Annotated in this window: 19 protein-coding genes; 6 read left to right on the top strand and 13 right to left on the bottom strand. The window is 61.2% G+C overall.

From position 1 onward, the window contains the following. Positions 1–4 precede the first annotated feature (4 nt). The 6 genes from rodA to ACW9JC_RS13300 all read right to left on the bottom strand — a co-directional run bounded on the left by rodA (position 5) and on the right by ACW9JC_RS13300 (position 6053). The gene (gene rodA / locus ACW9JC_RS13325; RefSeq protein WP_338586592.1) at positions 5–1108 is read right to left on the bottom strand and encodes a rod shape-determining protein RodA; all 1104 of its coding nucleotides are present in this window, start codon (positions 1106–1108) and stop codon (positions 5–7) included. Between the two features lie 31 nt (positions 1109–1139). Continuing rightward, positions 1140–3035, bottom strand: a complete 1896-nt coding sequence (mrdA, locus tag ACW9JC_RS13320) for a penicillin-binding protein 2 (protein WP_448109440.1) — start codon at positions 3033–3035, stop codon at positions 1140–1142. 10 nt (positions 3036–3045) lie between these two features. Continuing rightward, positions 3046–3513, bottom strand: coding sequence for a 23S rRNA (pseudouridine(1915)-N(3))-methyltransferase RlmH (gene rlmH, locus ACW9JC_RS13315; RefSeq protein ID WP_007937439.1), 468 nt, complete (start codon positions 3511–3513; stop codon positions 3046–3048). Between the two features lie 9 nt (positions 3514–3522). After that, entirely contained in the window at positions 3523–4017 is a 495-nt protein-coding gene (gene rsfS / locus ACW9JC_RS13310) for a ribosome silencing factor (protein ID WP_095057258.1), read from the bottom strand. Between the two features lie 73 nt (positions 4018–4090). Continuing rightward, complete coding sequence (gene nadD, locus ACW9JC_RS13305; RefSeq protein WP_457455287.1) at positions 4091–4780, bottom strand: nicotinate-nucleotide adenylyltransferase; 690 nt, start codon at positions 4778–4780, stop codon at positions 4091–4093. 1 nt (position 4781) lies between these two features. Next, positions 4782–6053, bottom strand: coding sequence for a glutamate-5-semialdehyde dehydrogenase (locus tag ACW9JC_RS13300; RefSeq protein ID WP_457455286.1), 1272 nt, complete (start codon positions 6051–6053; stop codon positions 4782–4784). Positions 6054–6242: 189 nt separating this feature from the next. Here ACW9JC_RS13300 and ACW9JC_RS13295 point away from each other — a divergent pair, with 189 nt between their 5' ends. Together ACW9JC_RS13295 and ACW9JC_RS13290 are read left to right on the top strand one after the other, a co-directional pair. Then, on the top strand, positions 6243–6938 hold the full coding sequence (locus tag ACW9JC_RS13295; RefSeq protein ID WP_448109443.1) for a DNA-3-methyladenine glycosylase: 696 nt from the start codon (positions 6243–6245) through the stop codon (positions 6936–6938). Positions 6939–7058: 120 nt separating this feature from the next. Beyond that, complete coding sequence (locus ACW9JC_RS13290; protein ID WP_457455285.1) at positions 7059–8375, top strand: bifunctional DedA family/phosphatase PAP2 family protein; 1317 nt, start codon at positions 7059–7061, stop codon at positions 8373–8375. Between the two features lie 89 nt (positions 8376–8464). On the opposite strand, the gene ACW9JC_RS13285 is transcribed toward ACW9JC_RS13290, so the two are convergent. Genes ACW9JC_RS13285 through ACW9JC_RS13275 form a run of 3 tightly spaced genes read right to left on the bottom strand, consistent with a single transcriptional unit; the run spans position 8465 to position 10142 of the window. Further along, positions 8465–9055: an LON peptidase substrate-binding domain-containing protein gene (locus ACW9JC_RS13285; protein ID WP_338583312.1), complete on the bottom strand. Its 591-nt coding sequence runs from the start codon at positions 9053–9055 to the stop codon at positions 8465–8467. A gap of 11 nt (positions 9056–9066) precedes the next feature. Next, positions 9067–9783, bottom strand: a complete 717-nt coding sequence (locus tag ACW9JC_RS13280; protein WP_448109445.1) for an LrgB family protein — start codon at positions 9781–9783, stop codon at positions 9067–9069. Further along, positions 9780–10142 (bottom strand): CidA/LrgA family protein, encoded by a 363-nt coding sequence (locus ACW9JC_RS13275; protein WP_448109446.1) that lies wholly within the window; start codon positions 10140–10142, stop codon positions 9780–9782. The genes ACW9JC_RS13280 and ACW9JC_RS13275 overlap by 4 nt, the downstream gene beginning before the upstream one ends. Positions 10143–10337: 195 nt before the next feature. Here ACW9JC_RS13275 and ACW9JC_RS13270 point away from each other — a divergent pair, with 195 nt between their 5' ends. From ACW9JC_RS13270 to ACW9JC_RS13260, 3 genes are all read left to right on the top strand, one after another. Then, positions 10338–10793: a MaoC family dehydratase gene (locus ACW9JC_RS13270; RefSeq protein WP_338583315.1), complete on the top strand. Its 456-nt coding sequence runs from the start codon at positions 10338–10340 to the stop codon at positions 10791–10793. Positions 10794–10905: 112 nt separating this feature from the next. Continuing rightward, a complete protein-coding gene (locus tag ACW9JC_RS13265) occupies positions 10906–12624 on the top strand; it encodes a C13 family peptidase (protein ID WP_338583316.1) in 1719 nt (572 codons plus the stop codon). Positions 12625–12650: 26 nt separating this feature from the next. Beyond that, positions 12651–13292, top strand: coding sequence for an oxidoreductase (locus tag ACW9JC_RS13260; RefSeq protein ID WP_338583317.1), 642 nt, complete (start codon positions 12651–12653; stop codon positions 13290–13292). Positions 13293–13378: 86 nt separating this feature from the next. Here ACW9JC_RS13260 and ACW9JC_RS13255 read toward each other — a convergent pair whose 3' ends face one another. The 4 genes from ACW9JC_RS13255 to ACW9JC_RS13240 form a co-directional block, all read right to left on the bottom strand. Then, on the bottom strand, positions 13379–13663 hold the full coding sequence (locus tag ACW9JC_RS13255; protein ID WP_457455284.1) for a YceK/YidQ family lipoprotein: 285 nt from the start codon (positions 13661–13663) through the stop codon (positions 13379–13381). Further along, complete coding sequence (gene ubiX / locus ACW9JC_RS13250; protein WP_338583320.1) at positions 13656–14288, bottom strand: flavin prenyltransferase UbiX; 633 nt, start codon at positions 14286–14288, stop codon at positions 13656–13658. Before ubiX ends, ACW9JC_RS13255 begins: the two co-directional genes overlap by 8 nt. Next, the gene (mpl, locus tag ACW9JC_RS13245; protein WP_338583321.1) at positions 14285–15634 is read right to left on the bottom strand and encodes a UDP-N-acetylmuramate:L-alanyl-gamma-D-glutamyl-meso-diaminopimelate ligase; all 1350 of its coding nucleotides are present in this window, start codon (positions 15632–15634) and stop codon (positions 14285–14287) included. The genes ubiX and mpl overlap by 4 nt, the downstream gene beginning before the upstream one ends. Positions 15635–15819: 185 nt before the next feature. After that, complete coding sequence (locus ACW9JC_RS13240) at positions 15820–17730, bottom strand: sigma-54-dependent Fis family transcriptional regulator (RefSeq protein ID WP_457455283.1); 1911 nt, start codon at positions 17728–17730, stop codon at positions 15820–15822. A 301-nt stretch (positions 17731–18031) separates the two neighbouring features. On the opposite strand from ACW9JC_RS13240, the gene ACW9JC_RS13235 reads away from it, so the two are divergent. Then, the coding region (locus ACW9JC_RS13235) for a hypothetical protein (protein ID WP_457455291.1) at positions 18032–18140 on the top strand (109 nt) is incomplete at its 3' end.

The following is an 18140-nucleotide window of genomic DNA, read 5'->3' as shown; positions in this document are numbered from 1 at the left end:
TTATTCAAACCTGTGCGATCCACTTGCGATGGGTATGGATCGACATCAAAACCCCAAACGCTGACAGCAGCGTCACCAGCGAAGTTCCTCCGTAGCTAATGAACGGCAACGGCACCCCCACCACCGGCAACAGGCCACTGACCATACCGATGTTGACGAAAACATATACAAAAAACGTCATGGTCAAGGCGCCCGCCAGCAACTTGCCGAACAGCGTCTGGGCCTGTGCGGTAATCACCAGTCCACGGCCGATCAACAGCAGGTAGATCAACAGCAGCGCGCAGATACCGACCAGACCGAACTCTTCGCCCATCACCGCAATAATGAAGTCGGTGTGGCTTTCCGGGAGGAAGTCCAGGTGCGACTGGGTGCCCAGCAGCCAGCCCTTGCCGAACACACCGCCGGAACCGATGGCGGCCTTCGATTGAATGATGTTCCAGCCGGTGCCCAGCGGATCGCTCTCCGGATCGAGGAACGTCAGGATCCGCTGCTTCTGGTAGTCGTGCATGATGAAGAACCACATGGCGATGGCCACGGGCACGGCAGCCGCGAGCACGCTGAGGATCCAGCGCCAGCGCAGGCCACCCATGAACAGCACGAACGCACCGCCGGCCAGGATCAGCAGCGAGGTGCCGAGGTCCGGTTGCCGCACGATCAGAATGAACGGCACGCCGATCAACATCAGGCTGATGCCGACGTGCTTGAGTTGCGGCGGCAAGGTGCGCTTGGACAAGTACCACGCAATGGTCGCCGGCATCAGGATCTTCATGAATTCCGATGGCTGGAAGCGGATCACGCCGGGAATGTTGATCCAGCGCGTGGCACCCATGGCGTTGTGCCCCATGACATCCACCACCACCAGCAACAGCACACCGACCACATAGCCAACCGGCACCCAGCGCGCCATGAAGCGCGGCTCGAATTGGGCAATGACGATCATCGACACCAGGCCGATGCCGAACGAAGTGGCCTGTTTGGCCAGCAGGTCCCAGCTCTTGCCACTGGCTGAATACAAAACGAACAGGCTGCCGGCGGCGAGCGTCAGCAGCAGGATCAACAGCACGCCATCGATGTGCATGCGCTGCAACAGCGTGGCACGGCGGCGCATCACATCCTCACTGGAGAGCATGCGATCGAAATTATTCATCACGGGCGGTAGCCTCTGCGGTGTTAGGGCTGGCGTATTCCGCCTTGAGATGACCGCTCTCGTCGAGCAGCCAGGCGTCCATGACCTGACGCACCACAGGCGCTGCGACGCCGGAGCCGGATTCACCGTTCTCGACCATCACCGAGACCACGATTTTCGGGTCATCGGCCGGCGCGAAGCCGACGAACAAGGCGTGGTCACGGTGGCGTTCCTGAACCTTGGAGCGGTCGTACTTCTCGCCCTGCTTGATCGCGACCACCTGGGCCGTACCCGACTTGCCGGCGATCCGGTACTGCGCGCCAATCGAGGCTTTGCGTGCCGTACCGCGAGCACCGTGCATAACCTGTTGCATGCCGTGGTTGACCTTGTTCCAGTCGGACGGGTCGCGCAGGATGATGTCCGGCATCGGATTCTCATCCACTGGCTTCTCGCCTTCGATGGTCTTGGCCAGGTGCGGCCGGTTCCAGACGCCTTTGTTGGCCACCAGCGCGGTGGCCTGGGCCAGTTGCAACGGGGTCGATTGCATGTAGCCCTGACCGATCCCGAGAATCAGCGTTTCCCCCGGGAACCAGGCCTGACGGCGGGTCGCACGCTTCCATTCGCGGGTCGGCATCAACCCCGGGGATTCTTCGAACATGTCCAGGGAGACTTTCTGGCCGATGCCGAACTTGGTCATGTACGCCGACAACCGATCAATCCCCAGCTTGTGGGCCAGGTCATAGAAATAGGTGTCGTTGGAACGCATGATCGCTGTGTCGAGATCGACGAAGCCGTCACCGGTGCGGTTCCAGTTGCGGTATTTGTGATCGTAGTTGGGCAGCATGTAATAACCGGGGTCGAACACCCGGGTCGAAGCCGTCACCACACCCGCGTCCAGGCCGGCAATCGCCACCGCCGGTTTGATCGTCGAACCCGGCGGGTACAGACCACGCAGCACGCGGTTGAACAACGGCCGGTCGATGGAATCGCGCAGCTCGGAATAAGCCTTGAAGCTGATGCCGGTGACGAACAGGTTCGGGTCGAAACTCGGCTGGCTGACCATCGCCAGGACTTCACCGGTTTTCGGGTCCAGCGCCACCACCGCACCGCGACGCCCGCCGAGTGCGGCTTCGGCGGCTTCCTGCAATTTGATGTCCAGGCTCAGGACGATGTCCTTGCCGGGAATCGGATCGGTACGCTTGAGCACGCGCAATACGCGGCCCCGAGCGTTGGTCTCGACTTCTTCATAGCCCACCTGACCATGCAATTCCGGCTCGTAGAAACGCTCGATGCCGGTTTTGCCAATTTGATGGGTGCCGCTGTAACTCACCGGATCCAGAGTCTTCAGTTCTTTCTCGTTGATCCGCCCCATGTAGCCCACCGAGTGCGCAAAATGCGCACCCTGAGGATAATGACGGACCAATTGCGCGACCACTTCCACGCCTGGCAGGCGGAACTGGTTCACGGCGATTCGCGCGATCTGCTCTTCGGTCAACTCGAACAGGATCGGCACCGGCTCGAACGGCCGGCGCCCCTGGCGCATGCGCTTCTCGAAAATCACCCGATCTTCAGGCGTCAGCTCCAGCACCTGGACGATCACATCGAGCACTTGCTGCCAATCGCCAGAGCGCTCGCGGGTCATGCTCAGACTGAAACTGGGCCGGTTGTCGGCAATGACGACACCGTTGCGGTCGAAAATCAGCCCACGGGGCGGCGGAATCGGCTGCACATGGACACGGTTGTTTTCCGAGAGCGTCGAGTGGTACTCGTACTGGATCACCTGCAGGAAATACAAGCGCGCGATCAGTACGCCGATCAGCGCCACCACTGCAATTGCCCCGAACACGACGCGGCCACGCACCAGACGGGCGTCTTTTTCGTGGTCCTTGATGCGGATCGGCTGGGACATGAGGGCAGAACTACTTGTGGTAAGGGTGGCCGGACAGAACTGTCCAGGCACGATACAGCTGTTCGCCGATCAGAATCCGCACCAGCGGGTGCGGCAACGTCAACGGCGAGAGCGACCAGCGCTGATCGGCACGGGCACAGACTTCCGGCGCCAGCCCTTCGGGGCCGCCGACCATGAAGTTGACCGTGCGCGAGTCCAGCCGCCAGCGATCGAGTTCGACCGCCAGTTGCTCGGTACTCCAGGGCTTGCCGTGGACTTCGAGGGTGACAACGCGCTCGTTCGGCCCGACCTTGGCCAGCATGGCTTCGCCTTCCTGACGGATGAAACGTGCCACGTCGGCGTTCTTGCCACGGGTATTGAGCGGTATTTCCACCAGTTCCAGCGCCAGCTCGGACGGAAGACGCTTGGCATATTCATGCCAGCCTTCTTCCACCCACTTGGGCATGCGAGAACCGACGGCGATCAGTCGCAGTCGCACAGCCGTTCCTTATTCCTGGTCTTTGTTGAGCTTGGTGAAATGCTCGTGACCAACTTCAGGGCTGTGGTGTTTGCCATCAGCGGCACGGCTCTGCTCGGCACCTTTCCACAGGCGCTCCAGGTCGTAGAACTGACGGGCGTTGGACGTCATCATGTGGACGATCACGTCATCCATGTCCAGCAGGACCCAGTCGCTGTCGCCCTTGCCTTCTTCACCCAGCGGCTTGATGCCCAGGGCTTTGACGGCTTCGCGGACCTTGTCCAGCATCGCGCCGATCTGGCGGTTGGAAGTACCGGTAGCGATGATCATGAAGTCGGTGATGCTCTGCTTGTCGCGAACGTCGATGACCAGAACGTCCTGGGCCTTGACGTCTTCCAGGGCGGCTACGGCGATCTTGACCAGCTCGTCGCCTTTAGGTGGCTCGGCAGCGAGGACTTTCTCAGGCAGCGGGGCACTCTTGAATGTGCCTTTGCGCTTAACTTTGTTTACGTCGTTGTTCGTCATATAAAACTCGTTTTGCTCGTATGTTCGGGCGCTTCAATACACGTTGTTGCTACGTGCCTTGAGGCACTCCTATTCAGTTCGACGCACGGTAGAGTCCGTGCGCATCGATGTAGGCCAGGACCGCGTCGGGCACCAGGAAACGTACCGACTTACCGCTGGCCAGCAGTTGACGGATCTGGGTGGCGGATACCGCGAGCGGCGTCTGCCAGACGAATGCAATCTGTCCGCTCGGCCCTTTGAGGGCCAGCGGGTCGCTCACCGAGCGCGCTGCCAGCAGGTTGCGCAAGGCATCCGGCGGTTCGCTGTCGGCATCCGGGCGTTGCAACACCAGGATATGGCAATGCTGGAGCAACTCTTCCCAGCGGTGCCAAGTGGGCAGGCCGCAAAATGCGTCCCAGCCCAAAAGCAGAAAAACCTGGGTCTCGGCGGCCATTTCGGCACGCATCAACTCCAGGGTATCGATGGTGTAGGACGGTTTGTCCCGCTGCAATTCGCGGGCGTCCACCACCAACGGCGCCACACCGGCCACCGCGCACTCGACCATCGCCAGACGGTCTTGCGCCGACACCTGCGGCGTATTCCGATGGGGCGGCCTGGCACTGGGTGTCAGACGCAGCTCATCGAGAGCCAGGGTTTCGGCGACTTCCAGCGCACCGCGCAAATGGCCGATGTGCACCGGGTCGAACGTTCCGCCCAGTACGCCAATGCGCCGAGGTAGCGGCTCGCTGGCGGTCAACGGGGCTGACGGGTTCAGGTCGCCCAAGTCAGACCGGCTCCTGTCCGCGCAACTGGCCATCACCGACCACGATGTACTTCTCGCAGGTCAGACCTTCGAGGCCGACCGGGCCGCGGGCGTGCAGCTTATCAGTAGAAATGCCGATCTCCGCACCCAATCCGTATTCGAAGCCATCGGCGAAGCAGGTCGGGGTGTTGATCATCACCGACGACGAATCGACTTCAGCCACGAAACGCCGGGTGTCGCCCTGGTGTTCGCTGACGATCGAGTCGGTGTGGTGAGAGCCGTAATGGTTGATGTGCTCGATGGCCTGGTCCAACCCGTCGACGACACGGATCGACAGAATCGCGTCCAGGTACTCGGTGCTCCAGTCTTCTTCAGTGGCCGACACCGCATCGATAATTGCCCGGGTGCGTTCGCAGCCGCGCAGCTCAACGCCTTTTTCGCGGAACTGGGCTGCCATCGCCGGCAGGAAATCTTTGGCAACGGTTTGATCGACCAGCAACGTTTCCATCGCGCCGCAGATGCCATAACGGTAAGTCTTGGCGTTGAACGCGATGCGCTGGGCTTTGGCCAGATCGGCATGCTCGCTCACATAAACGTGGCAGATACCGTCCAGATGCTTGATTACCGGAACGCGAGCGTCACGGCTGACACGCTCGATCAGGCCACGGCCGCCGCGCGGCACGATGACATCGACATACTCAGGCATGGTGATCAGCGCGCCGACGGCGGCACGGTCGGTGGTTTCGACCACTTGCACCACGGCAGCCGGCAGATCGGCCTCAGCCAGGCCGCGCTGGATGCAGACGGCAATGGCACGGTTGGAATGAATGGCTTCGGAGCCGCCACGCAGGATGGTCGCGTTGCCGGACTTCAGGCACAGGCTGGCGGCATCGATGGTCACGTTCGGCCGGGACTCGTAGATAATCCCGATCACGCCCAACGGCACGCGCATCTTGCCGACCTGAATGCCCGACGGGCGGAAGCTCATGTCGCGGATCGCACCGACCGGGTCCGGCAGTGCAGCTACCTGACGCAAACCGACGATCATGCCGTCGATGCGCGCCGGGGTCAGCGCCAGACGCTCAAGCAGGGCCGGCTCCAGACCATTGGCGCGACCGGCGGCCAAGTCCTGCTCATTGGCAGCCGTCAGCTCGGCGCGGGCAGCGTCCAGCGCATTGGCAGCAGCCTGCAAGGCGCGGTTCTTCTGCGCAGTGCTGGCACGGCCGATGACGCGGGAAGCCTCGCGGGCAGCGCGACCCAGGCGGGTCATGTAGTCAAGAACGGACTCAGTCATGGTCTGGCGTGGTCTTTGATTAGGGCTTGGTAAAGAGTAAAGCGGCAGATTATAGCTGTCGTGTCTCCTGACTAACAGCGGTGACGGGCGGATGGTCGAAATGGAGGGCAATTTGCTGACGTTCAGCCGGGATTAAGCTGCAAATTGTTATCATCACGACTCAATCAGCCCTGATAAACGCCGTTCATCATGTCCAACCTGACTGTTCGAGCGTCCGCCACGAGCCTGCCCACGGGCCTTGCAGACGCGTTTTTCGACCGCGATGCGCAAATTCTGGCCCGGGATCTACTGGGCAAAGTCATCCGCCATCGGGTCGACGACCTGTGGCTCAGCGCCCGGATTATCGAGACCGAAGCCTATTACTGCGCCGAAAAAGGCAGCCACGCGTCCCTCGGCTACACAGAAAAGCGTAAGGCTTTGTTTCTGGATGGCGGCCACATCTATATGTATTACGCCCGCGGCGGTGATTCCCTGAACTTCAGCGCCCAGGGGCCGGGCAACGCGGTGCTGATCAAGTCCGCCTACCCTTGGGTCGACGAACTCAGCGGGCCGGCGAGCCTGGCGCAGATGCTATTGAACAATCCCGACGCCCAAGGTCGCCCTCGCCCATCGCAAAAGCTCTGCGCCGGGCAGACGTTGCTGTGCAAGTCGCTGGGTTTGAAAGTGCCGGTGTGGGACGCCAAGCGTTTTGACCATGAGGTGCTGCTGGTGGAAGACGTCGGCCAGACGCCCGCCCACATCATCCAGACCACGCGCCTGGGCATCCCCCATGGGCGCGACGAACACCTGATGTACCGCTTTGTCGATGCTGCCTATGCAGCTTATTGCACGCGGAACCCGCTTCGACGGGGCCAGGTCGAAGGTCGCGATTACATGCTGCTGTGAACACAAACCCTGTAGGAGCTGACGCAGGCTGCGATCTTTTGCCCTTCAAAGATCAAGATCAAAAGATCACAGCCTACGGCAGCTCCTACAGGGACAAACAATGGAAATGGAGTGGTTTTTATGGGCCAATGGCTCGATAGCGTGACCGGTTGGTTGACGGTCAACCCGCAATGGCTGGCGGCGGCGGTGTTCATCGTGGCGTTTGTGGAATGCCTGGCGATTGCCGGGTTGATCGTGCCCGGCACGGTGCTGCTGTTCGCCGTGGCGGTACTGGCCGGCAGCGGCGCGCTGTCGTTGAGTGAAACATTGCTGCTGGGCTTCGTCGCCGGAGTGTTGGGCGATGTGGTTTCGTATTTCCTTGGGCGTCACTTCCACCAGAACATCCGGCGCCTGCCAGGCTTGCGCCATCACCCGGAATGGATCTCCGGGGCGGAGTCGTACTTCCAGCGCTATGGCATCGCGAGCCTGTTGGTCGGGCGTTTCATCGGACCGCTGCGCCCCATGCTGCCGATGGTGGCCGGCATGTTCGATATGCCGTTTCCGCGCTTCTTCGCCGTCAGCCTGCTGGCTGGCGCGGGCTGGTCGGTGGCGTATCTGCTACCGGGCTGGGCCACTGGCGCGGCGATTCGCTTGCCGTTGCCTGAAGGTTTCTGGCCTGAGGCCGGGATCGTCGCCAGCGCCATCGCCGTCATGGTCGGGTTGAGTGCGACCAGCAGCTTGCGTCGACACCGCAACGCCACGGTGTTCATCAGCGGGATGAGTCTGCTGATACTGGCCGGGCTGTTTATCGGCTATCCGCATCTGACCGCGCTGGATCAGGGCGTGATGACCCTGGTCCAGGAACATCGTAAGCCGGCGCTGGATGAAGTGGCCGTGGTCCTCACGCTGATCGGCGAATTCCGCAACATGCTGCTGTTCAGTGCCTTGCTGGTAGTGCTGTTGGTGATCACCCGGCAATGGCGCCAGATGATCTTCGCGTGCAGCACGTTGCTCTGCACGGCGCTGGCAAACACCGTCACCAAAAACTTCTTCGCCCGCGTGCGCCCGGAAGTGTTGAGCGACCCGCTGACCAGCTACAGCATGCCCAGCGGTCACGCCTCTGGTTCCTTTGCACTGTTCCTGACCCTGGCGGTGCTGGCTGGCCGCGGACAACCACCGCGCATGCGTCTGACCTGGTTATTGGTGGGTTGCCTTCCGGCCCTGGCGATTTCCCTGTCGCGGGTGTACCTCGGCGCGCACTGGCCGACGGATGTCCTGGCGGGGGCGATGCTGGCAGCGTGCGTGTGTGCGGCGAGCCTGTGGCTGAGTCAGCGCCGGACTTCGCTCAACGCGATGCCGCCCAAGGTCTGGTGGCTGGTGCTGCCGTCGCTGGTGGCGCTGTTCGGGTTCTTCGTGTTGCGACATTTGCCGCATACGATGATGAGATACGCATACTAAAGATCAAAAGATCGCAGCCTTCGGCAGCGCCTACAGATACACGTCTTGCCTATGTAGGAGCTGCCGAAGGCTGCGATCTTTTCAGCGGTTCAGGCGAACAACTCGCCCTGCAACTCATCCAGCAACGCCTGAATCGCATCCAGTCGTTGCTGCGGGTCGTCGAGTTGCAGCAGGTCGATCTTGTCCAGTTCGGCGAACGGCAACAGGTACGCCAACTGATTGGCCAGCGACTGTTGCCCGGTTGCCTCGGTGCCCATGTTCAGCGCTTCGACCATCGGATGCTCGGCCAGGGCCTTGAGCAGGGCCACCAGATCAGCGTCTTCATCCTGCAACGGCTGCTCCGGTTCGTCCTCCAGCCACTCAATATCAGCGACGGTCAATTGATCGCGCTGAACTTCAGTACGCAGTACGTTGAAACGTCGCCCGCCCTGAACACGAATCCCCAACAGTCCGTTGTCTTGCTGTTTGAAATCGGTGATCAGCGCTTCACAGCCGACCAATGCGTAACCTTCTGGGGCGATACCGACTTCTTCGCCATCAAGAATGCACACCACGCCGAAGCCGCCGCCCTGTTTCATGCAGCGGCCGATCATGTCCAGGTAGCGCGCCTCGAAAATCTGCAGGTCGAGGATGCAACCGGGAAACAGCACCGTGTTCAACGGGAAAAGCGGCAGGCTCATAGACATTTCCTTCACACCACCATCGACACCGCCAACGGCAGCAACACCGCCGTGGCCACGCCCATCAGACTCATCGCGAGCGCCGCGAAGGCGCCGCACTCTTCATTTTCCTGCATGGCCACCGCCGTGCCGACCGCGTGAGCCGTCATGCCCAGCGCCATACCGCGCGCCTCGGGGCTGTGGACACCGAGGCGGGTCAACAGGCTCGGGCCGAAAATCGCGCCGATCACTCCGGTGATCAACACAAACACTGCCGCCAGCGCCGCGACGCCGCCAATTTGCTCGGCCACCAACATGGCAATCGGCGAGGTCACCGACTTCGGCGCCATGGTCATCAGGATCATGTGTTCAGCCCCGAACCACCAGCCCAGCAACACGCCCATGCCCGTGGCAACCACCCCGCCTATCACCAGCGTAGTAAAAATCGGCCAGAACAACTGCCGAATCCGCCGCAGGTTGAGGTAAAGCGGCACGGCCAGTGCGACCGTGGCCGGGCCGAGCAGGATACTGAGGATCTCGGTGCTCTTGCGGTATTCGGCATAAGTCAGCCCGCAACCCACCAGCACACCGATCACCAGCAACATGGAGACCAGCACCGGTTGCAAAAAGATCCAGCGGGTTTTCTCGAACGCCGCCAGCACCAGTTGATAGGCGCCGAGGGTAATGCCGATGCCGAACAATGGATGATGAATTACCGACGTCCAGGCGCCGTGCCAGTCGAAAATCATTGGTTGTCCTCGGGATGAGCGTGGCGCTTGACCATGCGCTGCATCAGCACGCCGGCAAACGCCATCGACAGCAACAGGGACAGGACCAGCGCGCCGACAATGGCCCAGAAGTCCGCCGCGATATCGGCGGCATACACCATCACGCCCACGGCTGGCGGCACCAGCAGCAATGGCAGGTAACGCAACAGGCTGCTGGCCGCCAGGTTCAGCGGTTCGCCGACCTGGCCACGGCTGATCAGAAACACCAGCAACAGCAGCAGGCCGACAATCGGCCCCGGCAGGACCGGTAAAAACAAATGATTGATCGCGGTGCCGAGCAATTGGAACAGCACCAGCCAGGTCAGGCCACGTAACAACATCAAAGATCTCCCGCAAAAATCCGTCACCCGCATTGGCCCGGGCATTATAAGCATGCCTGCGCTATGGATCGGCATTCGCCAAAAGCATGGTCAGTTGACCGGAGCAATTTGCCATGTTGATCTAAAGTGGTAATCCGGGAGGTCAAATCCCCCCAACTCAAAACTATAAAACCGATGAACCCAAGGAGAGTCTCAATGCCCTATGTTCCAGTTGCAGAGCTCAATGATTATGTCGGCAAGGAACTTGGACGTTCCGAATGGCTCACCATCGATCAGGACCGCATCAACCTGTTCGCCGAAGCCACAGGGGACTATCAGTTCATCCATGTCGATCCGGTCAAGGCCGCGCAAACCCCCTTCGGCAGCACCATTGCCCACGGATTCCTGTCGCTGTCGCTGATTCCGAAACTGATGGAAGACATCCTCATCCTTCCCGAAGGCCTGAAGATGGTGGTCAATTATGGCCTGGACAGCGTGCGGTTCATTCAGCCGGTCAAGGTCAATTCGAAAGTGCGCCTGAAGGTCGACCTGACCGAAGTCACCGAGAAAAAACCCGGCCAATGGCTGCTCAAGGCCACCGCCACTCTGGAAATCGAAGGCTCGGACAAACCGGCGTATATCGCTGAACCGCTGTCGCTCTGCTTCGTGTAAACCTCCCGGATGCGAAGCAGCTCACGCTGTTTCGCGACCACTGCATTTCTACCGGCTGTATATGGACACATAGCTGCGGCATACTCGGTCGCCTAATTGCCCGGAACCCGCTATGCGCTCACTTGCCCTCCTCGCCTTGACCCTGATGCTCACCGCTTGCGGCGACGGCGAATCCCCTTTGCCGCCAGACGCTCGCCTGCCGGACGGCGGACGCTATCGCGGTGATCTGGTCGATGGCTTGCTGCAAGGCCAGGGCCGTATCGACTACCCGAACGGCAGCTGGTACGCCGGGGAGTTCGACAAGGGCCAATGGCATGGTCAGGGCGAATGGCACGGCAGCAACGGCGAGGTCTACCGCGGGCTGTTCAATCAAGGCCTGTTCGACGGCCAGGGCAGCCTGACCACCAGCGGCAGCAGCTACACCGGCGGCTTCAAGCTCGGTCGACGCGACGGCGAAGGCACCCTCAAAGAAAACGGCATGACCTACCGCGGCGAGTTCAAGGCCGATCAGTATTCAGGGCTCGGCCATCTGGAACTCGAAGACGGCAGCGCCTATCAGGGCCAGTTTGCCCACGGCAAACCAAACGGCGAAGGCCAGCGCGGCGACGGCAACGGCAATCAGTTCACCGGGCGCTTCGTCGACGGTCAGCTGGAAGGCAACGGGACATTCAACAGCGCAGACGGCGACATCTACGTCGGCGGCTTCAAGAACAATCAACTACACGGCAAGGGCCGCTACGAAAACGCTGACGGCGATGTCTGGCTGGGGCAATTCAAGGAAGGTTCGCTCAATGGCAAGGGCGAGCTGATCGGTGCCGACGGCAGCCATTACATCGGTCACTTCAACGACTGGCGCTTCAGTGGCCAGGGTCGCTTGAACCTTGCAGACGGCAGTTTCTACATTGGTCAGTTCGACAGCGACGCGTATTCGGGACGCGGCACTCTGGTGCTGACCGACGGTTCCGTGCTCAGCGGCACCTGGATCAATGGCCAGCGTGTGCGTGATGCCGATGGCAAGTTGCTGCCCGACACCCTCGAACTCGGCCTGCTGGCCCAGGGCCGCCTGCTCGAAGAGGCACTGGGCAACGTGCCCGCCTCGACCCCGGCGGTTGAGCTGTACACCCTGACCCTCGGCGGCGACGGCAAGCAGAGCGTGTTCCTGCGCGAATCCGACTACGTCGCCAACATGCTCACCAGCCGCTTCGGCGCCTTCGGCCAGATCCGTCTGGTGAACCATCGCGATCACCTTGGCGACCGACCAATGGCCACCCGGGAAAACCTGCGTCGCGCGGCCCTGACCCTGGCCGAACGCAGCGGCCCGGAAGATTTGATTTTCATCTACCTGACCAGCCACGGCACCGCTGAACACGAACTGGTACTCGACCAGCCACGCATGGAACTGGCCGACCTGCCAGCCGACGAACTGGCCGCCGTCCTCGCGCCACTGAAAAACCGCGACAAGATCATCGTGATTTCGTCTTGCTACTCCGGCGGTTTCATTCCTGCCCTCAAAGACGAACGTACGCTGATCATGACCGCCTCACGGGCCGATCGCGTATCCTTCGGCTGCTCGGAAGAAGCCAACTTCACCTACTTCGGCGACGCCCTGTTTGCCCAGGCGCTGAACCAGACCGATGATCTGGAGCAAGCCTTCAAGCTGGCCAAGGCCACCGTCGCCGAGCGTGAACTGGCCGACAACTACGAAGCTTCCGAACCGCAGATATGGGCACCGAAAACCGTGCTGTCGCACTGGCAGTTGCTACGCAAACAGCAAGCACGAAAAGCACTGCAAAGTGTCTCCATTGACAGCAAGGACGCAAAGAACAACTAAGCTGACAGTATCAAGGGAGAAACACTATGTACTTGACGCCTCAGCACGTATTGCTTGCCGGAGCCACCGGGTTGACCGGTGAACACTTGCTTGATCGCCTGCTCAATGAGCCAACGATTTCGCGGGTGCTGGCGCCTTCACGCCGACCTCTGGCCAAGCATCCCCACCTTGAAAACCCGGTCGGCGACCCGGCGGTGTTTCTGCCGCAGTTGAACGGCCGTGTCGACATCGCCTACTGCTGCCTGGGCACCACCATCAAGCAGGCCGGCTCGGAAGAGGCGTTTCGCGCGGTGGACCTGGACATGGTGGTGGCCTTTGCCAAACGCGCACGGGAAATGGGTGCACGGCACCTGATCGTGATCAGTGCCTTGGGCGCCGATCGCAGATCCTCGATTTTCTACAACAAGGTAAAAGGCGAGATGGAGCACGCGTTGCGCGCGCAGGATTGGCCGCAACTGACCATTTGCCGGCCATCGCTGCTGTTGGGCGAACGCATCGAACCGCGCCTGGGCGAGAAAGTCGCCGGGCCGCTGTCCCGGCTGATCCCCGGCAAATACCACGGCATCGAAGCCTGCCAACTGGCCCGGGCGATGTGGCGCCTGGCGCTGGAGGAGCAGGACGGGGTGCGGATTGTCGAGTCGGATGAGTTGAGGAAATTGGGCAAATAAGATCAAAAGATCGCAGCCTTCGGCGGCTCCTACATGGGAATACCATCTCTTGTAGGAGCTGCCGAAGGCTGCGATCTTTTGCCTTTTTACAATCCCCCGGTCGCCTGAAAACTCACGCCAATCACCGTCAACAACGACAACGGCAACAGCAGCGTGTCGAGCAACGCACTGGCCGGCAGATCCACACCCGGATAGCCAGGTGCCTCCGCGCCGAAACGATCCTTCGCGCAACAACCGCCATTCAACGCATACAAATCCAGCCGCGTCCCGGAGTACACCACCGGCGCGCCCGGCTTGGCGGCATCCAGCGTGCGCGCCGTAGCGCACCCAACCAATTGCAACGCCAGCACCATCACCAGCAGCTTATTCATCGCTGGTCAGATGGTGTTCGCCCCAACGCGGCAACATGTCTTGGGGAATATTCAGCAGATTGAGAATCCGCGCCACGACGAAATCGATCAAGTCGTCGATGGTTTGCGGCTGGTGATAGAAGCCTGGCGAGGCTGGCAGGATCGTCACGCCCATGTTCGACAACTTGAGCATGTTCTCCAGATGAATGCTCGAATACGGAGCTTCACGCGGCACCACAATCAGCTGACGGCGCTCCTTCAGTGTCACATCCGCCGCGCGCTCGATCAGGTTGTTGCAGGCACCGGTGGCGATGGCCGACAACGTACCCGTCGAGCAAGGCACCACCACCATCGCCGCCGGTGAACCGGAGCCCGAGGCCACCGGCGACATCCAGTCTTCCTTGCCGTACACGCGAATCTGCCCGGCGGCAGCGCCGGTGTATTCGGTGAGGAAGGCTTGCATCATTTGCGGCTTGGCCGGCAGCGTGACGTCGGTTTCGGTGGCCATCACCAATTGCGCGGCCTTGGAGATCAGGAAGTGCACTTCACGGTCTTCACGCACCAGGCAGTCGAGCAGGCGCAAGCCGTACTGGGCGCCGGAAGCGCCGGTCATCGCCAGTGTGATGCGGTCCGGGCCGTTGTTCATTTGAGCGCCTCGGCGAGTTTGCCGTGCAGGCCGCCGAAGCCGCCGTTGCTCATGATCACCACGTGCGTGCCCGGCTGAGCCTGGCTTTTCACCCGCTCGATGATGCCTTCGAGCGAATCGCTGACAATCGACGGCACCGTGCACAGCGACGCGGTGGCCGCCAGGTCCCAGCCGAGGTTGGCCGGTGCATACCAGATCACCTGGTCGGCATCGACCACGCTTTCCGGCAAGCCGTCGCGGTGCGCGCCAAGCTTCATCGAGTTGGAACGCGGCTCGATGATCGCGATCAACGGTGCATCGCCAATGCGTTTGCGCAGGCCGTCGAGCGTGGTGGCGATGGCGGTCGGATGGTGAGCGAAGTCGTCGTAGATGGTGATACCGCGCACTTCGCCGACTTTTTCCATGCGGCGCTTGACGCTTTTGAACGCGCTCAATGCAGCGATACCCATGGACGGCACCACGCCAACGTGGCGCGCGGCTGCCAACGTGGCCAGTGCATTGGCAACGTTGTGCTGGCCGGTCATGTCCCACTCGACCACGCCTTGGGACACACCTTCGAACATCACTTCGAAGGCCGAACCGTCCTCGCTGAGCAACTTGACCTGCCACTGACCACCGGCACCGGTGGTTTGCACCGGGGTCCAGCAGCCCATCTCGATGACGCGTTGCAACGCAGGCTCGGTCGTCGGGTGAATCACCAGGCCTTCGCTCGGGATGGTCCGCACCAAATGGTGGAACTGGCGCTCGATGGCCGGCAGATCGGGGAAGATGTCGGCGTGGTCGAATTCCAGGTTGTTCAGGATCGCCGTACGCGGACGGTAGTGAACGAACTTGGAGCGCTTGTCGAAAAAGGCGCTGTCGTATTCGTCGGCTTCGATCACGAAAAACGGTGTGCCGCCCAGACGTGCCGACACCGAGAAATTCTGTGGCACGCCGCCGATCAGGAAGCCCGGGCTCATGCCGGCGTGCTCCAGTACCCAGGCGAGCATGCTGCTGGTGGTGGTCTTGCCATGAGTCCCGGCAACCGCCAGCACCCAGCGACCTTGCAACACATGGTCGGCCAGCCATTGCGGGCCGGAGACGTATGGCAGGCCTTTGTTCAACACGTATTCGACTGCCGGGTTGCCGCGGGACATGGCATTGCCGATCACCACCAGGTCAGGGGCCGGGTCGAGTTGCGCCGGGTCGTAGCCTTGGGTCAACTCGATGCCCTGCGCCTCAAGCTGAGTGCTCATCGGCGGGTAGACGTTGGCATCGGAGCCGGTTACGTGATGGCCCAGCTCTTTGGCCAGAACCGCCATCGAACCCATGAAAGTGCCGCAGATACCAAGAATATGAATGTGCATAGTCGACCTCGTAAAACATGGCCGCAGGTTAGCTTAGGGTGGGAAAATTCGCACTCAGTGTTTGAGGATCAACGCCGAACCTGTAGGAGCAAGGCTTGCCCGCGACGAACGATAACGCGCATTTTCAGGAAGGTCGCGTGACGCCAATCGCGGGCAAGCCTTGCTCCTACAAGGTTGTGGCGCGCTCAGCGGGCGATACCGTGCTTACGCAGCTTGCGATAAAGCGTATTGCGGCTAACACCAAGCTGTTCGGCGGTATTGGTCATATGCCACCGTGTCTGCTCCAGAGCATTCAACAACGCCAGCCGCTCGGCATCCTCCAGCGGATGCTCCGAGACTTCTGCGCTCGGCTGCGCAATAGGCCGCGCCTGACGAATCATCACCGGCAAGTCCTCCAACCCGACTCGTCCTTCCTCGCACAATGCCGCCAACGTCCTCAGCACATTGCGCAACTGCCGCACGTTGCCCGGCCAGGCAAACCCCAACAATGCCTCGCGCGCCGGCGCGTCGATCAACACCGTTTCACCGTTTGCTTCTTCGGCCAGCAAGAAGTCCAGCAACTGCGACTTGTCACTGCGATCGCGCAACGCCGGCAGCGCGACTTCCAGGCCATTGAGGCGGTAATACAAATCCTCGCGGAAGCTGCCGTCCTGCACCCGCTCCAGCAGATTGCGGTGCGTGGCGCTGATGATCCGCACGTTGACTGATTCCGGCTCTCCGCCGATCGGCACCACTTGCCGGTCTTCAAGCACCCGCAACAGCCGCGTCTGCAAGGCCAACGGCATGTCGCCGATCTCATCGAGGAACAACGTCCCGCCATCGGCCTGTTGCAACTTGCCGCGCATGCCTTCCTTTCGTGCGCCGGTGAAACTGCCGCCGCGATAGCCGAACAGTTCACTCTCGATCAGACTTTCGGGGATGGCTGCGCAGTTCAGCGCAACGAAGGCTTTTTCACCTCGCTGACTGGCCTGGTGAACGGCTTTGGCGAAGGCCTCTTTGCCCGAGCCGGTTTCGCCGTTGATCAGCAGCGGCACGTCCCGCTCGTACACACGCAAGGCCTTGCGGAAATCGGTCTGCAAACCGGCATCGCCCAGGCAGATGCCAGACAATGGCGCGCGATCCTCAATAACCGGACTGGGCACCAACGGCACCGGGACGCGTCGCGGCTGACCGCGCAACAAGGCGAACAGGCTGCGTCCGTCGCGGGTGCGCAGCGGCCAACTGGCGCTCGCATTGACGCTGGCTCGGCCGAGCAGTTCATCCAGCGAACAGTCGAAGAATGCCTCCACCGGTTTGCCGAGCAAGCCGCCGCGAACATGCCCCAGCAGGTTCAGTGCGCTCTGATTGACCGCGCAGATCCGCCCTTCTCCGTCGAACGCCAGCAGCCCTTCGCTGAACAAGCCGACAGACTCGGCTTGCAGGTGAAAACGCAGCAACCATTGATTGTCGAAATAACGCAGGAAGTAGCAGCTCTCGATCATCTTCGCCGAAAGATTGACCAGGGCCATGGTGTGGAACTGACTCTGGCGCGAGACATCGTGCCGCGCCGAGGACACGTCGAGCACCGCCAGCAGTTCGCCGTGGGGATCGAACACCGGGCTCGCCGAACAGGTCAGGCCGGTGTGGCGGCCGCGAAAATGTTCGTCCTGGTGAATGGTCAGCGCCTGACGCTCCACCAGGCACGTGCCGATACCGTTGGTGCCTTCGCAGGCCTCGCTCCAGTCAGCACCTAACCAAAGGCCGGCGCGCTCGAAAATCTTCCGTTCGGCGGGCGCGGTCACGCAGTTGAGGATGACCCCGCGCGCATCGGTCAGCAGCACCGCATGGCCGGCGCCAGAGAGTTGCTGATGCAGGCTGGTCATTTCATTACCGGCGATGTGCAGCACTTGCTGCAAGCGTTCGCGGCTTTCGAGGACGCGCCCATGCTCCAGCACCGTCGGCGCCATGGTCAGGGCCGGGTCGAGGTGGTAGTCCTCAAGGCAGCGCAGCCAGGAACGGGCGATGGACGGATCGCTGCCGGGGCCGTGCACATGGGCTTTGCCCTGGGTCACGGTCAGCACTTGCTGGGCATGGCGACTCAAATGGTTGTCGTGCATTTCTTATTGTTCTCCCCGGGGCTCGGCGACCCGTGCTTGAGGTGATCCCGAGCATCCTCCAGCCTGGCCTGCATTGCAATGCTGGCAAGACCACCCCGTCACAGCCTGTGCCATAAGCGGTACAAAGTGTCACGACGGCTGTACCGATAGCGTCACAGCTGCCACCCGCCCGTCCGACAAAAATTGCGCAACGCCTTGATTTGCCTGACCTGCAGGGCGGTGGCCCGACCTTTGCTCTACGCTTAAAGCAAGCGCACATGCGCTCTTCCTTACAAATACAAAAAGCCAAGGAGAAAACATCATGCGTTACGCTCACCCCGGTACTGAAGGCGCTATCGTTTCGTTCAAGGCCAAATACGGTAACTACATCGGCGGCGAGTTCGTCGCGCCTGTCAAAGGTCAGTACTTCA

The organism is Pseudomonas sp. SDO5591_S426 (assembly GCF_054070755.1).
The sequence above is the reverse complement of the archived record's forward strand: the minus strand, read 5'-3'. Positions and strand labels throughout refer to the sequence as shown.

Bases quoted from the DNA above. Each gene is read 5' to 3' on its own strand.
- rodA (WP_338586592.1), bottom strand. From the start codon at position 1,108: ATGCGCCGCCGTGCCACGCTGTTGCAGCGCATGCACATCGATGGCGTG.
- mrdA (WP_448109440.1), bottom strand. From the start codon at position 3,035: ATGTCCCAGCCGATCCGCATCAAGGACCACGAAAAAGACGCCCGTCTG.
- rsfS (WP_095057258.1), bottom strand. From the start codon at position 4,017: ATGACGAACAACGACGTAAACAAAGTTAAGCGCAAAGGCACATTCAAG.
- ACW9JC_RS13300 (WP_457455286.1), bottom strand. From the start codon at position 6,053: ATGACTGAGTCCGTTCTTGACTACATGACCCGCCTGGGTCGCGCTGCC.
- ACW9JC_RS13295 (WP_448109443.1), top strand. From the start codon at position 6,243: ATGTCCAACCTGACTGTTCGAGCGTCCGCCACGAGCCTGCCCACGGGC.
- ACW9JC_RS13290 (WP_457455285.1), top strand. From the start codon at position 7,059: ATGGGCCAATGGCTCGATAGCGTGACCGGTTGGTTGACGGTCAACCCG.
- ACW9JC_RS13285 (WP_338583312.1), bottom strand. From the start codon at position 9,055: ATGAGCCTGCCGCTTTTCCCGTTGAACACGGTGCTGTTTCCCGGTTGC.
- ACW9JC_RS13280 (WP_448109445.1), bottom strand. From the start codon at position 9,783: ATGATTTTCGACTGGCACGGCGCCTGGACGTCGGTAATTCATCATCCA.
- ACW9JC_RS13275 (WP_448109446.1), bottom strand. From the start codon at position 10,142: ATGTTGTTACGTGGCCTGACCTGGCTGGTGCTGTTCCAATTGCTCGGC.
- ACW9JC_RS13270 (WP_338583315.1), top strand. From the start codon at position 10,338: ATGCCCTATGTTCCAGTTGCAGAGCTCAATGATTATGTCGGCAAGGAA.
- ACW9JC_RS13265 (WP_338583316.1), top strand. From the start codon at position 10,906: ATGCGCTCACTTGCCCTCCTCGCCTTGACCCTGATGCTCACCGCTTGC.
- ACW9JC_RS13260 (WP_338583317.1), top strand. From the start codon at position 12,651: ATGTACTTGACGCCTCAGCACGTATTGCTTGCCGGAGCCACCGGGTTG.
- ACW9JC_RS13255 (WP_457455284.1), bottom strand. From the start codon at position 13,663: ATGAATAAGCTGCTGGTGATGGTGCTGGCGTTGCAATTGGTTGGGTGC.
- ubiX (WP_338583320.1), bottom strand. From the start codon at position 14,288: ATGAACAACGGCCCGGACCGCATCACACTGGCGATGACCGGCGCTTCC.
- mpl (WP_338583321.1), bottom strand. From the start codon at position 15,634: ATGCACATTCATATTCTTGGTATCTGCGGCACTTTCATGGGTTCGATG.
- ACW9JC_RS13240 (WP_457455283.1), bottom strand. From the start codon at position 17,730: ATGCACGACAACCATTTGAGTCGCCATGCCCAGCAAGTGCTGACCGTG.